16 protein-coding genes and 1 tRNA gene are annotated in these 13,902 nt (G+C 67.6%); 6 read left to right on the plus strand and 11 right to left on the minus strand.

Annotated features, from left to right (window positions below):
• Positions 1 to 179: 179 nt before the first annotated feature.
• From coaA to ACZLZQ_RS04995, 5 genes are all read right to left on the minus strand, one after another.
• The gene (gene coaA, locus ACZLZQ_RS04975; RefSeq protein WP_472934453.1) at positions 180 to 1,127 is read right to left on the minus strand and encodes a type I pantothenate kinase; all 948 of its coding nucleotides are present in this window, start codon (positions 1,125 to 1,127) and stop codon (positions 180 to 182) included.
• Between the two features lie 14 nt (positions 1,128 to 1,141).
• On the minus strand, positions 1,142 to 1,489 hold the full coding sequence (locus tag ACZLZQ_RS04980) for a phosphoribosyl-ATP diphosphatase (protein WP_472948393.1): 348 nt from the start codon (positions 1,487 to 1,489) through the stop codon (positions 1,142 to 1,144).
• A 196-nt stretch (positions 1,490 to 1,685) separates the two neighbouring features.
• Entirely contained in the window at positions 1,686 to 2,468 is a 783-nt protein-coding gene (gene hisF, locus ACZLZQ_RS04985; protein WP_472948394.1) for an imidazole glycerol phosphate synthase subunit HisF, read from the minus strand.
• A gap of 114 nt (positions 2,469 to 2,582) precedes the next feature.
• Positions 2,583 to 3,137: a Uma2 family endonuclease gene (locus ACZLZQ_RS04990; protein WP_472948395.1), complete on the minus strand. Its 555-nt coding sequence runs from the start codon at positions 3,135 to 3,137 to the stop codon at positions 2,583 to 2,585.
• Between the two features lie 54 nt (positions 3,138 to 3,191).
• Complete coding sequence (locus ACZLZQ_RS04995; RefSeq protein ID WP_472948396.1) at positions 3,192 to 3,611, minus strand: hypothetical protein; 420 nt, start codon at positions 3,609 to 3,611, stop codon at positions 3,192 to 3,194.
• Positions 3,612 to 3,807: 196 nt separating this feature from the next.
• Between ACZLZQ_RS04995 and ACZLZQ_RS05000 the strand changes: the two genes are divergently transcribed.
• Entirely contained in the window at positions 3,808 to 3,987 is a 180-nt protein-coding gene (locus ACZLZQ_RS05000; RefSeq protein WP_472934241.1) for a hypothetical protein, read from the plus strand.
• A 127-nt stretch (positions 3,988 to 4,114) separates the two neighbouring features.
• Here the strand turns inward: ACZLZQ_RS05000 and rpsA are convergent, their stop codons facing one another.
• The 4 genes from rpsA to aroA all read right to left on the minus strand — a co-directional run bounded on the left by rpsA (position 4,115) and on the right by aroA (position 8,553).
• Positions 4,115 to 5,839, minus strand: a complete 1,725-nt coding sequence (rpsA, locus tag ACZLZQ_RS05005) for a 30S ribosomal protein S1 (protein ID WP_472934240.1) — start codon at positions 5,837 to 5,839, stop codon at positions 4,115 to 4,117.
• A 271-nt stretch (positions 5,840 to 6,110) separates the two neighbouring features.
• Positions 6,111 to 6,749 (minus strand): (d)CMP kinase, encoded by a 639-nt coding sequence (gene cmk / locus ACZLZQ_RS05010; protein ID WP_472948397.1) that lies wholly within the window; start codon positions 6,747 to 6,749, stop codon positions 6,111 to 6,113.
• Positions 6,749 to 7,201 (minus strand): hypothetical protein, encoded by a 453-nt coding sequence (locus tag ACZLZQ_RS05015; protein WP_472948398.1) that lies wholly within the window; start codon positions 7,199 to 7,201, stop codon positions 6,749 to 6,751. The genes cmk and ACZLZQ_RS05015 overlap by 1 nt, the downstream gene beginning before the upstream one ends.
• A complete protein-coding gene (gene aroA / locus ACZLZQ_RS05020; protein ID WP_472948399.1) occupies positions 7,201 to 8,553 on the minus strand; it encodes a 3-phosphoshikimate 1-carboxyvinyltransferase in 1,353 nt (450 codons plus the stop codon). The genes ACZLZQ_RS05015 and aroA overlap by 1 nt, the downstream gene beginning before the upstream one ends.
• 335 nt (positions 8,554 to 8,888) lie before the next feature.
• On the opposite strand from aroA, the gene ACZLZQ_RS05025 reads away from it, so the two are divergent.
• From ACZLZQ_RS05025 to ACZLZQ_RS05040, 4 genes are all read left to right on the plus strand, one after another.
• A complete protein-coding gene (locus tag ACZLZQ_RS05025; protein ID WP_472934236.1) occupies positions 8,889 to 9,296 on the plus strand; it encodes a TIGR02300 family protein in 408 nt (135 codons plus the stop codon).
• A 238-nt stretch (positions 9,297 to 9,534) separates the two neighbouring features.
• Positions 9,535 to 9,610, plus strand: a tRNA-Ala gene (locus tag ACZLZQ_RS05030).
• A 215-nt stretch (positions 9,611 to 9,825) separates the two neighbouring features.
• Positions 9,826 to 10,080, plus strand: a complete 255-nt coding sequence (locus ACZLZQ_RS05035) for a BrnT family toxin (protein WP_472948456.1) — start codon at positions 9,826 to 9,828, stop codon at positions 10,078 to 10,080.
• A complete protein-coding gene (locus tag ACZLZQ_RS05040) occupies positions 10,064 to 10,537 on the plus strand; it encodes a BrnA antitoxin family protein (RefSeq protein WP_472948400.1) in 474 nt (157 codons plus the stop codon). The genes ACZLZQ_RS05035 and ACZLZQ_RS05040 overlap by 17 nt, the downstream gene beginning before the upstream one ends.
• Before the next feature lie 86 nt (positions 10,538 to 10,623).
• Here the strand turns inward: ACZLZQ_RS05040 and ACZLZQ_RS05045 are convergent, their stop codons facing one another.
• Positions 10,624 to 12,291 (minus strand): adenylate/guanylate cyclase domain-containing protein, encoded by a 1,668-nt coding sequence (locus ACZLZQ_RS05045; RefSeq protein ID WP_472948401.1) that lies wholly within the window; start codon positions 12,289 to 12,291, stop codon positions 10,624 to 10,626.
• A gap of 221 nt (positions 12,292 to 12,512) precedes the next feature.
• Positions 12,513 to 13,070, minus strand: a complete 558-nt coding sequence (gene hslV / locus ACZLZQ_RS05050; RefSeq protein ID WP_472934232.1) for an ATP-dependent protease subunit HslV — start codon at positions 13,068 to 13,070, stop codon at positions 12,513 to 12,515.
• 230 nt (positions 13,071 to 13,300) lie between these two features.
• On the opposite strand from hslV, the gene hisB reads away from it, so the two are divergent.
• Positions 13,301 to 13,900 carry an imidazoleglycerol-phosphate dehydratase HisB gene (hisB, locus tag ACZLZQ_RS05055; protein WP_472948402.1) on the plus strand — a complete coding sequence of 200 codons (600 nt, stop codon included), beginning with the start codon at positions 13,301 to 13,303 and terminating at the stop codon, positions 13,898 to 13,900.
• Positions 13,901 to 13,902 lie beyond the last annotated feature (2 nt).

Genomic DNA, 13,902 nt, shown 5'->3' on the forward strand with positions numbered 1-13,902 from the left:
GCACGCAGTGTGCCGTGCAGCATCACGGCTGCGGCATGGGCAGGGAATGTGGCATCAGCACGTCGGCATCGCCGGCGGCGTTCCGCGACCGATGATCCAGTATCGCCAGAATGCCAGCGATAACACCAAATCGTTACCGGGCAGCCGTCACCGCGACAAGCGCCCGCAGGCTGTGCCGCTTACAATTTTCGCAAGGCCACCTGGTCGATGCGGTGATTGCCGCCCTTGCGCAGGATCAGGTCGGCGCGGGGGCGGGTCGGCAGGATGTTCTCATAGAGGTTCCGGCCGTTGATGTTGGCCCAGAGCCCCTCGGCGATCGCCAGCGCCTCGTCGTCGCCGATCTGCGAGTAGCGGTAGAAGAACGAGCCCTCGTCGCGGAACGCGGTCTCGCGCAGCCGCATGAAGCGGTCGACGTACCAGCGGCGGATGTCGGCCTCCTCGGCGTCGATGTAGATGGAATAGTCGAAGAAGTCGGAGACGAAGGGCACCACCTTGCCGTCCTTCGGCAGGTCGCGCACCTGCAGGACGTTGAGGCCCTCGAAAATCAGGATGTCCGGCTGGTCGACGGCGACGTGGCTACCGGCGACGACGTCGTAGACGAAGTGCGAGTAGACCGGCGCCTCGACATGGCGCACCCCCGCCTTGATGTCGGAGAGGAAGCGCAGGATGGCGCCGACATCGTAGCTTTCCGGAAAGCCCTTGCGCTGCATCAGCCCCTCGGCGTTCAGCACGGCATTGGGAAACAGAAAACCGTCGGTGGTGACGAGGTCGACCTTCGGCGAGGTCGGCCAGCGCGCGAGCAACTCCTTCAGGATGCGCGCGGTAGTGGACTTGCCGACCGCAACCGAGCCGGCAATGCCGATGATGAAGGGCGTCTTCACCGTTTCCGGCCGCGAGAGGAAGCGCTGACGCTGGCGGAACAGCAGCTGCGAGGCCTCGACATGGGCGTAGAGCAGGCGCGACACCGCGAGATAGATGCGCGAGACCTCGTCGAGATCGACGGGATCGCCGAGACTGCGCAGCCGCTGCACCTCGTCCTGCGTCAGCGTCATCGGCTGGCCCGCGCGGAACAGCGCCCATTCGTCCGCCGAATAGAAGCGGTAGGGCGAGAACTTCGACGGGGTCATCTGGTCCACGGCGATCAGGTCCCGGCGGTCCCGGCCGAGACGGGATCGACCGGCCGCCGCGCCTTCTCCTGAAGGCCCGTCTCGGCGGTGCGGCGCTCGAGTTCGGCCATCACCGCGCCGAGCGGCACTTGCCTCAGGTGGAGCACGACCATCAGGTGGTAGAGAAGGTCCGCCGCCTCTGAGGTCACCGCGGCGTCGTCCTCGGACACGGCAGCGATGGCGCACTCGACCGCCTCCTCGCCGAGCTTCTTCGACGCCTTGCCGATGCCCTTGCGCGCCAGTTGCGCGGTGTAGGAGGCCGGGTCGCCGGAGGTGGCGCGGGTGGCGACGATGGTTTCGAGGTCGCTGAGGCTAAAAATCATCGTGCTGTTCCGGTGGTGTCATGAAATACGTCGAAGGCTTGCGGCAGCCCGCCCCCCTCTGGCCTGCCGGCCATCTCCCCCACGGGTGGGGAGATCGATAACCGCCGACGCCCCAGCCTCCAATCTCCCCCGTTGAGGGGGAGATGCCCGGCAGGGCAGAGGGGGGTGTGCGCCGCTGTTGCCTGAACGCAATCGTTCATATGCCATCCCGCCGCATCGACAGCCCTGCCCTCGCCATATGATCCTTCGCCTCGGCGATCGTGTGGGTGCCGAAATGGAAGATCGAGGCGGCGAGCACCGCGGTCGCATGGCCGTCGCGGATACCGGCGACGAGGTGGTCGAGCGTGCCGACGCCGCCCGACGCGATCACAGGCACCGCCACCGCATCGGCGACCGCGCGGGTGAGGTCGATGTCGAAGCCGGACTTGGTGCCGTCGCGGTCCATGGAGGTGAGCAGGATCTCGCCGGCGCCGAGCGCGGTCACCCGGCGGGCGAACTCCACCGCGTCGAGGCCGGTCGCGGTGCGGCCGCCATGGGTGAAGATCTCCCAGCGACCCTTTTCGCCCTCACCGCTGACGCGCTTAGCGTCGATGGCGACGACGATGCACTGGTTACCGAACTTGTCGGCGGCCTCGGCGACCAATTCAGGCCGGGCGACCGCGGCGGTGTTGATCGACACCTTGTCGGCGCCTGCGAGCAGCAGTTTTCGGATGTCGGCGACCTGGCGCACGCCGCCGCCGACCGTCACCGGCATGAAGCAACGCTCGGCGGTGCGGGCGACGACGTCGAAGATCGTCTCGCGGTTGTCGGACGAGGCGGTGATATCGAGGAAGCAGAGCTCGTCGGCGCCCGCAGCGTCATAGGCCGCGGCCGCCTCGACGGGATCGCCGGCATCGACGAGGCCCTCGAAGCGCACGCCCTTGACGACGCGGCCGTCCTTGACGTCGAGACAGGGAATGATGCGGGATTTGAGGGTCATCGCACGGTCTTTCCGACCCGGCGCGCCAAGGCGCCACGAAAGCGGCACCTTCGGGTGCCAGGGGAACGCGGCAAAACGGCCTTGCGGGACCGCCCGTCGCGAAAATCGTCCCGCTTATGCGATGCCGCGGTAGATCTCGGCAAGGCCTAGCGTCAGATCGAAGCCGTCGAGCGGCAGAACGGCGTCTGCCCCCATCAGCATGTCTGGCTCGCCAAAGGCGCCATCGGTCCGGCTCCACAGCCAGACGCGCGGCTCGTCCTGGCTGAGGACGAGGTAGTGGAGGAGCGAGGGGATGGCGGTGTAGTCGGTGACCTTCGGGCCGAAATCGGTAGCAAGAGAGGACGGCGACAGAATTTCGGCGATAAGGAAGGGCGTCTTGGCTGCCAGCGCCTTGTCATCGGTCCCGATGGCAGCGACCATGAAATCAGGATAACGGACGCCGCCTGGGGTGAGCACCGCGAAGTCGGCGTTTCCGAAACTGTAAACGGTCTCGTCGATGGCATTACCGAACAGCAGCGTCAGCCGGCTTGCCAGTCTCCAATGCACTTGAGAGACGCCAGCCATCATCTCGACGACCCTCCCGGCGACGAACTCTCGCTTTCCCTCCCGCCCCTCGTTCCAGCGCAGGAAGTCGTCTGCCGAGTGCAAGGGCGGCATGTGCAGGTTCATGGTGGGCACTTTAACAAAGGCCGGAGGCGCTCGCCAGAGCGGCGCCCCATGCCTTCAGCGCGCGAACCGGCGCGTGGCCTCGTCGATCAGCGTGTTGGCGATCGTCATGCGCTGGTTGGCGCGATGGCGCAGCGAGGGGGCGGTGCGGTCGGGGTGGTTGAGCATCGCAAAGCGCCGGCGCAGATGCGAGAGTTCCTCGACCGAGCGGACCGCTGCGATGTCGAGTTCGAAGGCGATTTCCTCGGGATCGAGGCTGAGCTCCTGCGGCGTCGGCGAGGCGGCCTTGGGCGATTGCTGCGGCAGGTCGGGGAAATAGGCTTCCTTCAGCCGGGCACCGCCGACGGGCGCCGTGCCGCCAATCTGATCGAGCACCTGCCAGAATGGCACGGAGGCCGCTCCCGAGGCGCGGTAGCTGCCCTCGTCGTCGGTGGGCACGGGCTTGGCGATGCCATCGAGCACGTCAGCGAAGTCCATCTCATGCCCTCCCGTCTCGATCATCCCATAAGGGATCGCTGAGATAACCCGGACAATCTGCACTGGTTCCACTAAAGCGCCAGTTAAGTCATAGGGTTAACAGGGGGTTACCGCTGGCGCACAGATCCGTGAGGGATGGGCCCGCGGAACCCGGCCGCGGCTGGCCGCGTCTCTCTTCCACAACAGGAGAGAAGACATGTCGAAACAGGCCGACGCAGACGTATCGCCGATGGCGGCGCAGAACGAGGGTCCCGCCAAGACCGGCCCGGCCGTGGAGCCGAAGCCGGCCGAGCGCACCGCTGCCGCCGAGCGCAAGGACGAAGCACCGGAATCGCCGGTGAAGAAGGGCGGCGAGGGCGCGCGCGACGACAAGTAGACCCAGCTCGCCCCTTTCTGCGGCAGAATATGAGCCGGAAACGAAAAAGGCCCGCGGGATCGCTCCCGCGGGCCTTTTTGCATCTGACGCCGATGGCCGGCGGTCCGAAGACCGCCGGTGTTTCGGACTATTCCTCTTCGCGGCCCTTCATGGCAGCGGCCAGGATGTCGCCGAGCGAGGCGCCCGAGTCGGACGAACCGTACTGTGCGACGGCTTCCTTCTCTTCGGCGATCTGCAGGGCCTTGATCGACACGCCGACGCGGCGGGCCTTCTTGTCGAACTGCGTGACGCGGGCATCGACCTTCTGGCCGACCGAGAAACGCTCCGGACGCTGGTCCTCGCGGTCGCGGGCGAGATCGGCCCGGCGAATGAACGAGGTGTAGTCGGTCTCGAGGATCTTGACCTCGAGGCCACCGTCGGTGACCTGCGTCACTTCGCAGGTGACGATCGAACCACGGCGGATATCGCCTGGCTCGGCCGGAGCCTCCGGCTGACCGCCGCCGACACCCGAGGCGCCGGACTCGCCGCCGACCTGCTTGATGCCGAGCGAGATGCGCTCCTTGTCGATGTCGACGTCGAGGACCTGCGCCTTGACGATGTCACCCTTGTTGAACTCCTCGATGACCTGCTCGCCTGGACGGTTCCAGTCGAGGTCGGAGAGGTGCACCATGCCGTCCACGTCGCCCTCGAGGCCGATGAACAGACCGAACTCGGTCTTGTTCTTGACCTCGCCCTCGACGACCGTGCCGATCGGGAACTGGTCGCGGAAGGCTTCCCATGGGTTCTGCAGGGTCTGCTTGAGACCGAGCGAGATGCGGCGCTTGACCGGATCCACCTCGAGCACGACCACTTCGACTTCCTGGGTGGTCGAGAGGATTTTGCCGGGATGGACGTTCTTCTTGGTCCAGCTCATCTCCGAGACGTGGATCAGGCCTTCGATGCCCGGCTCCAGCTCGACGAACGCGCCGTAGTCGGTGATGTTGGTGACGCGGCCGGTGACCTTGACGCCCATCGGGTACTTCACGCCGATGCCATCCCAAGGATCCGCCTCGAGCTGCTTCATGCCGAGCGAGATACGGTGGGTTTCCTGGTTGATGCGGATGATCTGGACCTTGACGGTCTGGCCGATCTGCAGGATCTCGGTCGGGTGGTTGACGCGGCGCCAGGCCATGTCGGTGACGTGCAGAAGGCCGTCAATGCCGCCGAGGTCAACGAACGCACCGTAATCGGTGATGTTCTTGACGACGCCGTCGACGGTCTGGCCTTCCTCGAGGTTCTGCACGATCTCCGAACGCTGTTCGGCGCGCGACTCTTCGAGGACGGTCCGGCGCGACACGACGATGTTGCCGCGGCGCTTGTCCATCTTCAGGATCTGGAACGGCTGCGGGGTGTTCATCAGCGGCGTGACGTCGCGGATCGGGCGGATGTCGACCTGCGAGCGCGGCAGGAACGCCACGGCGCCGTCGAGGTCGACCGTGAAGCCGCCCTTGACCTGGTTGAAGATCTGGCCTTCGACCTTTTCGCCGGCGTTGAACTTGACCTCGAGGTTGACCCAGCTCTCCTCGCGGCGCGCCTTGTCGCGCGACAGGACGGCTTCGCCGAGGGCATTCTCGATGCGCTCGACGTAGATCTCGACGGTGTCGCCGACCTTGAGCTCGGGCTGGCCCTTGCTGGCGAATTCCTTGAGCGCGACGCGGCCTTCGACCTTCAGACCGGCGTCGATGACGGCCATGTCCTTTTCGATCGCAACCACGATGCCACGGACCACGGCGCCTTCGGCGACATCGTGATCCTGGTACGAGGCTTCGAGCAGCGCAGCGAAATCATCGCGCGACGGGTTGGTGTTTGACATTCGTTCTCCTTGGAAACCTCGGGCCCCGTGTCGTCGGGGGCAAGGCAGCGCGCCGTCTGGGTTCGTGCTTCGGGTCGCCGTCGGGCTGGTCCCGTCCGTCTCGCCTCGGCGATGTCGGACCCGGAGAGGTTTTTCGGCGAGCGAAAAACGATCCGGCTGGCGCGGTGGACCGGCCTTGGGCAGGGGTTCTGCATCGGCTTTTCAGCAAGGGCACGGGCCCATTGCATCAAAGCCAAAAGGGCGGGCCTTTCGAGAAAGCCGCCCCTTCTTCTCAGTCCCCGGTCGCGCGCGCCCTGTCGATCGAGGCGCATGCGGTCAGGAATGCCGTTTCTATATCCATTTCGCTGGTATCGAGCAAGTGCGCGTCGACCGCTGGCTTCAGCGGCGCCACGGCCCGGCCGGCATCGCGCGCATCGCGCTCGCGCACCTCGGCAAGGATGGTCTCGTAGTCGACATGGCGTCCCTTGGCGGAGAGCTCGTCGGTACGCCGGCGGGCCCGCACCTCGGCCGAGGCGGTGACGAAGATTTTCACCGTCGCCTGCGGGCAGATCACCGTGCCGATGTCGCGCCCGTCGAGCACGGCGCCAGCCGCCTGCGCGGCGAACTGGCGCTGGAACGCCTCCAGCGCCGCGCGGACCGGTGGGTGCACGGCGACGCGCGAGGCGAGCTCCCCGGCCTCGCGGCCGCGCAGGGAGCCGTCGTCGAGATGGCTGGTGTCGAGCGTCTGGGCGATTTCGGCGGTGGCCAGGGGATCGTCGAGGTCGACGCCGGAGTCGGCTGCCAGCTTGCCGATGGCGCGGTAGAGGAGGCCCGTATCGAGATAGGGCAGCTGGAAATGCGCGGAGAGGCGCTTGGCGAGCGTGCCCTTGCCGGCCGCGGCCGGTCCGTCGATGGCGATGGTGAGGGGCATCAAGGGTCTCCGGTGGGATCGTCGGGGGCCGGCGTCGGACCGAGCGTCAGGGCGCCGAGCCGGTCCGCGAACAGCAGGATGAGCGCGATCAGGCTGCCGAGGACGTAAGGGATCGACGCAAAGAACAGGATCAGCATCAGGTTGCCGAGCGACAGTGCCAACCAGACCAGGAGATCGATCAGCGGGTTGCCGGTGTAGAAGGTCGGCAGCACGGCGGTCGTGCCGGTCTCGGCGGCACGCTGGCCGGCGGCGATCCAGCCATATTCGCGGCCCGCCATGCCCGCGCTGACCAAGGCGACGGCCGGCAGGACGAGCATGCGCAGCCCTTGCCCCCACAGCGACCGTCGGCCGGCGGCGACGCGGTCGCGCGCCCGCTTGGCCTTGCGCAGGCCGTAGACAGCGGCGAGCGGCGCAAGCAGCACCAAGAGCCCGAGGAGCGGCCAGACGGCCATCAGGCGGCGACGAGCACCGCGCCGAGGCCTTCCATCAGCCCGACGAACTGCGGGAAGCTGGTGGCGATCATCGCGGCGTCGTCGATCTCGACTGGCTTTTCCGACGCCAGGCCGAGGACGAGGAAGGCCATGGCGATGCGGTGGTCGAGATGGGTGACCACTGTGCCGCCGCCGAGGCCCTTGCCATCCGGCCGGCCGGTGACGGTGAGCCAGTCCGGTCCCTCCTCGTGCGCGACGCCGTTGGCGGCGAGACCCGCGGCGACGGCGGCGAGGCGGTCGCTCTCCTTGACGCGGAGCTCATCGAGGCCGGGCATGACCGTCGTGCCCTCGGCGAAGGCGGCGGCGATGGCGAGCACCGGGTATTCATCGATCATCGAGGGCGCCCGCTCGGCCGGCACCGAGACGCCCTTCAGCGCGGCGTGGCGGACCCGGAGGTCGGCGACGTCCTCGCCGCCGGACGAGCGCGGGTTCAGGATCTCGATCGACGCGCCCATCTCGAGGAGCGTCGCGACGAGACCGGTGCGCGTCGGGTTCATCAGGACGTTCTCGACGAGGACGTCCGAGCCCGGCACGATGGTCGCGGCGACGATCGGGAAGGCCGCCGAGGACGGATCGCCCGGCACCACGAAATCCGGCACGCCGACGAGCCGGCCCTGGCCCTCCAGCGCGATGGTGCGCACGCCCGCGGCATCCGTCTCGACGGAAATCTTGGCGCCGAACCCTTCCAGCATCTTCTCGGTGTGGTCGCGGGTCATCACCGGCTCGATCACCGTGGTGATGCCGGGCGCGTTGAGGCCGGCGAGCAGCACAGCGGATTTCACCTGGGCGGACGCCATCGGCACGCGGTAGGTGATGGGGGCTGCGACCCGCGGCCCGCGGATCGACAGCGGCAGCCGGTCCTTGGTGCGGCCGGCGACCTGGACGCCCATCAGCCGCAGCGGATCCAGCACCCGGCCCATCGGCCGGCGCGACAGCGAGGCGTCGCCGACGAAGGTGGCGCCGAAATCATAGGGGCCGACGAGGCCCATGGTCAGGCGCACGCCGGTACCGGCATTGCCGAAATCGATGACGCCCTCGGGCTCGAGCAGGCAGCCATTGCCGACGCCGTCGACCAGCCAGGCGCCATCCGCGGCCTTTTCGATGCGGGCGCCCATCGCCGTCATGGCCCGGCCCGTGGCCAGCACGTCCTCGCCCTCGAGGAGGCCGGTGACGCGGGTGCGGCCGGCGGCGATGCCGCCGAACAGGAAGGCGCGGTGCGAGATCGACTTGTCGCCGGGGACGCGGGCGGAACCGCTGAGGCCGCCGCTGCGCGCCGCCTTCATCGGCCGGGGGATCGAAACATGTCCACTCATGGCTTGTCGCCCTCTTCCACACGCACCATTTCGGGGCTTACGCATCCTGCGGCGGTCATTTTGCGCCGGCAGCGCCGGCCCCCCGCCGCATCGGGCTGCGTTACCACGAGAAAAACCCTTGCGTCACCCTCGCGGGGGCGCAATCGTCGCCAAGGGCGCGCAAGGACCCTGCTTTGACAAGGGCCCGGGCACGACGTAAGGGACCCACCGGTTTTTTCTTCCGAAAGCCCTGTCGGCGGCGGTGCTCAAATGCGCTGCGCGGCGGCCTCGGAAACGGCTCGGGGCAAGCCCCGGCACTGACGGCCGAAGACTTTGACATTCAACGCGAGGCGAGCATGGCGAATCCCGAACTTGGTACCAAACGCATCTGCCCGGAGACCGGCCGGAAGTTCTACGATCTGAACAAAGACCCGATCGTCTCGCCCTATACCGGCACGAGCTACCCGATCAGCTTCTTCGAGATCCCGGCCCGGGCCAAGCGCGGCGCGGCCGTCGTCCAGCCCGAGGCGGAAGAGGAGGAGGAGGTCGAGGTCGTCGAGGCCGAGAGCGACGCCGTCGAGACCGTCTCGCTGACCGATGTCGAGGAAGACGAGGAAGTCGCGGCCAAGGACGAGGTGATCGACGTCGACGACGACGAGGAAGTCGAGGTCGAGGACGCCGACGACACCTTCCTCGAGCCGGACGAGGACGAAGACGACGACATGACCGACATCATCGGCTCGCGCGACGACGACGACGACTGACGGCACTCGCCTCTTTAAACACCCGCGACGAACGGCATTCGCCGTTCTGGCACCCGACAACGACCGGCATGCGCCGTTCTGTCCCCTGCCGCCGCCCGAAAATCCTCTTCGGGCGGCACTTTCTCAAGATCGGCGGATTTCCCGCTTGATCTCTCCGCCGGGCTTCAGTATGAACCCGCCACGAGCGAAGCGCCCCAAACGCTTCGTGACAAGGTTCGCGCTTCGGCAGCGATCCAGTGGGGCCATAGCTCAGTTGGGAGAGCGCTTGCATGGCATGCAAGAGGTCGTCGGTTCGATTCCGTCTGGCTCCACCAATTAAACTCTCCACGTTTTAAGTTATACGATACGGCTTCCCGGGCGTCGCTGAGTAGCGGCATTGCGCTGAAGCAGCGTCGAACTCGACGGCGAAGCCCGCTGACTCTGGCGCTCCAAAGCCTCGCGGACCCGCTGCGAGGGAGGTCGCTTAGCCTCTCGCTTTCCCCTTCTCGACGGCATAGCGGTCAACGCTTACATCCTGTAGATACAGGTGATGAAGATCGTGTGGGACGAGCCGAAACGGCAGGCCAATCTCGTCAAGCACGGAATGGACTTTGCCGATCTCGACCCCGGCTTCTTCGCGGACGCTTTTGTGGGCGCGGCCAACGGCACACGCCTGAAGGCGATTGGCGAGATCGACGGCATCATCACCGTCATCTTCGTCCAGCTCGGCTCTAAAGCCCTGTCCGTCATCAGCATGCGCCCGGCTTCTGAAAAGGAGAAAAAAGCCTATGCCGAAAGACTTTGACGCACCTCAGGCTGCCGCCCGCGGCTATACCCGCGAGGACTGGGACGCGGTCGACAGCCCTGAATTGACGGACGCAGAACTCGCGACCCTGCGCCCGATGCGCGAAGCGCTGCCGGAAGTCCACGCGGCGCTCGCGAAAGCCCGCAAGCCAGGCCCCGTTCGGCGCAAGACCCTGGTCTCCGTCAGACTGGATGATGACGTTCTGGAAAGGCTGCGCGCTTCGGGACCCGGATGGCAAAGCCGCGTCAACGATGCCGCCAGGATGATGACCGTCTCGCCGGACGTCGCATCGGCCATCACCGTCCTCGCTCAACAGAGGAACGCGGTACCGCCGTCGGCGCTGGCCACCGCGCTGGCGGCTGCCTTCGCCAGGTTCGCGATCGTTGACGATTCTGGCCGAGAGGACGGCCACGAGGACGGCGCCGTACCGATGCCTTCCGCAAAGGCCGGAGGCTGAGGCGCAGGAATGACCTTTCGCGGATAGCGCGGTAGCCCGGCTGCTCGGCACGGGTCGGCTTTCCGACGACCTATCTCCCGCAGCCCCTAAGCCGCCCCCGCCAAAAACCCGTCCACCGCCTTCGCGTCCCGTGCGATCACCACGTCGAGCAGCGCGGCTCTGCCGCGGATCTCCACCTCGCGCCGCTCGCCGGCGGCGTCGGACAGGCCGCCGCGGCGGGCAAGGTCGAGGGACATTACGAGGTCGGCGTCGTGGAGCTTGGCGACGCCCTCGAGGCGGCTCGCGGTGTTGATGGTGTCGCCGACGACGGTGAGGTTGACGGCGCGGCCGTAGCCCATGCGGCCGACGATCGCCGGCCCGGTGTGGAGGCCGATGGCGACGCGCAGGCGCTCGCCGCCGAGCTCGCGTGTCAGCTGCCGGTCGAGCGCGGCCACCGCGCGCACGATGCGGGCGGCGGCGAGGATCGCATCGGCGCAGGCCTCGTCCTCCGGCTTGCCGAGGCCGAACAGCGCCATGGCGCCGTCGCCGATGAACTTGTCGATATAGCCGCCCGAGCTTTCGATCGCCTCGCCGACGGCGGCGAAGTAGCGGTTGAGCAGGAAAACGGTGTCGTAAGGCAGCCGCCGCTCGGTCATCCGCGTGAAGCCGCGGATGTCGCAGAAGAGGACCGCGATCCGCCGCTCCGAGCCGGCCGAGCGCACTTCCTGGGTCGCGCCGGCGCGCGGCAACTCGCCGGCGACGAGCACCGGGGCGACGCTGACGTCGCTCACCGCCCGAAGCTGGCAGGCGAGCCGGATGTCGTCGGGCGCGCCGATCCGGTCGAGCGTCGCCTGCTCTTCCGCGCTGGCGGCGGGCTGCTCGGCGAGCCCCTGCACCACCCTTACCCGGCAGGTCGAGCAGCGGCCCTTGCCGCCGCAGACGGCGACGTGCGGGATCTGGCCCATGCGGCTTGCCTCCAGCACGCTGGCCCCGGGCGGCACGGCGATCACCCGGCCATTGGGATAGGTGACGCGGAAGCCGCGCTGCAGGCGGCGGTGGCGGCTCATGGCGCGCGCGATCAGCACCAGCGCGACGCTGCCGAGGCAGAGGCCATAAAGCGCGAGCGTTGCGTCGCTGGCGAGGCGCATGCCGTCGGCGGAAGCGGGATAGAAGGTGACGCGGTAGAGCCCGTCGTCGATGTCCTTGCCGGCACTCGCAAAGCCCAGCAGCGAGACCACCGGCACCAGCAAGGCCGCCGCGTGGAACAGGGGCTTCACCCGGGCGAACCAGTCGCGCGGCCGCAGCCAGAACCACAGGCCGAGGCAGCCATGCGTCCAGGCGACCAGCAGCGCCGCCACCTGCCGCCAACCGGCGACCGGATTGTTCCAGAGCGAATGGACGACCCGGCCGTAGTCCAGAAAATGGCCAGTCGAGATCGGCGCGATGCGCAGCGCGACGATGTGCGGGATCAGCAGCAGCGGCAGGCCGATGCCGAGGACCAGGTGCAACGCCTCGCGCGCCGGCATGCGCAAGGTCCGCCGGCGGTAGAGCGCCTGCAGCGCCAGCGCAAAATGCACGGCGAGTGCCCCGTAGAAGAGCAGCGTGCCGACCGCATTGCCCCAGACGAGGTTGAACCATCCCCGGCCGCGCTCCATCGCCCCAACTGAGATCAGCCCGAGCGCATGGTTGAGGAGGTGCATCGCGACGAAAGCGAAGAGGATCCAGCCTGTGACGAGACGCACCCGGCGGATGCTCAGCTGACTTCTCCAGGGCAAGCGATGGCATCCTTCATCGACGGGGCAAGCGGCCGTCCGGAGCTATGCACATTGGCGGCCGTCACCGCCAGCCGCAGAGCCACCGAGGCCATGCCCTCGGCCGCCTGTCGCTGGCCGCCGGTCGCCGAGCCCGCAGGAATGCGGGCCGGCCGGCCTCTAGAGAGCCTCCGGACCGGAGGCGCCCTCTCCGGCCGGCAGCTGCCGCTGCACTGCCAGGACGATCAGGCCTCGTCGATGCTTTCCAGCACAATGTTGCCATTGGTGTAGATGCAGATCTCGCCGGCGATCTTCATCGCCCGACGGGCGATCTCCTCGGCGCCGAAATCGGTGTCGCCGAGCGCCCGCGCCGCGGCCAGCGCGTAATTGCCGCCCGAGCCGATCGCCATGATGCCGCCCTCCGGCTCCAGCACGTCGCCATTGCCGGTCAGCGCCAGGGTGATCGACTTGTCGGCGACGAGCATCATCGCCTCCAGCCGGCGGAGGTACCGGTCGGTGCGCCAGTCCTTGGCAAGCTCGACCGAGGCGCGCATCAGCTGGTCCGGATACTGCTCGAGCTTGGCCTCCAGCCGCTCCAGGAGCGTGAAGGCGTCGGCCGTCGCGCCGGCAAACCCCGCGATCACCGCCCCGCCCTTGCCGATACGGCGGACTTTTCTCGCATTGCCCTTCATGATGGTGTTGCCGAGCGAGACCTGCCCGTCGCCGGCGATGACCACCTTGCCGCCCTTGCGCACGGTGACGATGGTGGTCGAGTACATCTGGGCGGGATCGTGCTTTTCCATGGTTCTCGCTCTGTCCAAAATCTCTGTCGCCCGAGGCGGGCGGGACGGCCGGTGCCGTCTTTCCGCCCCTCATGTAAGCGCGCCGCGGCCCGGCGCCAATCCGCGTCCCCACTGCTGCCGGCACGCGAGCCCGAAGCGGCAGCGGAACGACGGGGCCTTGGCGCAAAACCCTTTCGCTCCGGGCGCGATCTCGTCTAAAGCGAGAGGGCAATCAGGAAAGGACGATCGGCATGGCGGGACGGCGGACCGGCGAGGTGACGCGCGAGACCAAGGAAACAAGGATCCACGCCCGCGTCGATCTCGACGGCACGGGCATGGTGAAGACCGCGACCGGCGTCGGCTTCTTCGACCACATGCTGGAGCAGCTCGGCCGCCACTCGATGATCGACCTGGTGATCGAGGCGAGGGGCGACCTCCACATCGACGACCACCACACCGTCGAGGATACCGGCATCGCCATCGGCCAGGCCATCCGCCAGGCGCTGGGCGAGCGGCGCGGCATCCGCCGCTACGCCTCGCTCGACCTTGCTATGGACGAGTGCCTCACGCGCGCCGCGGTCGACGTGTCCGGCCGGCCCTTCCTCGTCTTCAAGGTCGAGTTCCCGCGCGAAAAAATCGGTACTTTCGACACCGAGCTGGTGCGCGAGTTCTTCCAGGCGCTGGCGCAGAATGCCGGCATCACGCTGCACCTCCAGAACCTCTACGGCGAGAACGCCCACCACATCGCCGAGACCTGCTTCAAGGCGGTGGCGCGGGTGCTGGGCGAGGCGGTGCAGATCGACCTACGCCAGGCCGACCTCGTGCCGTCCACCAAGGGCATGCTGGCGTAAGA

This window comes from Mesocryomonas lacus (assembly GCF_055730105.2).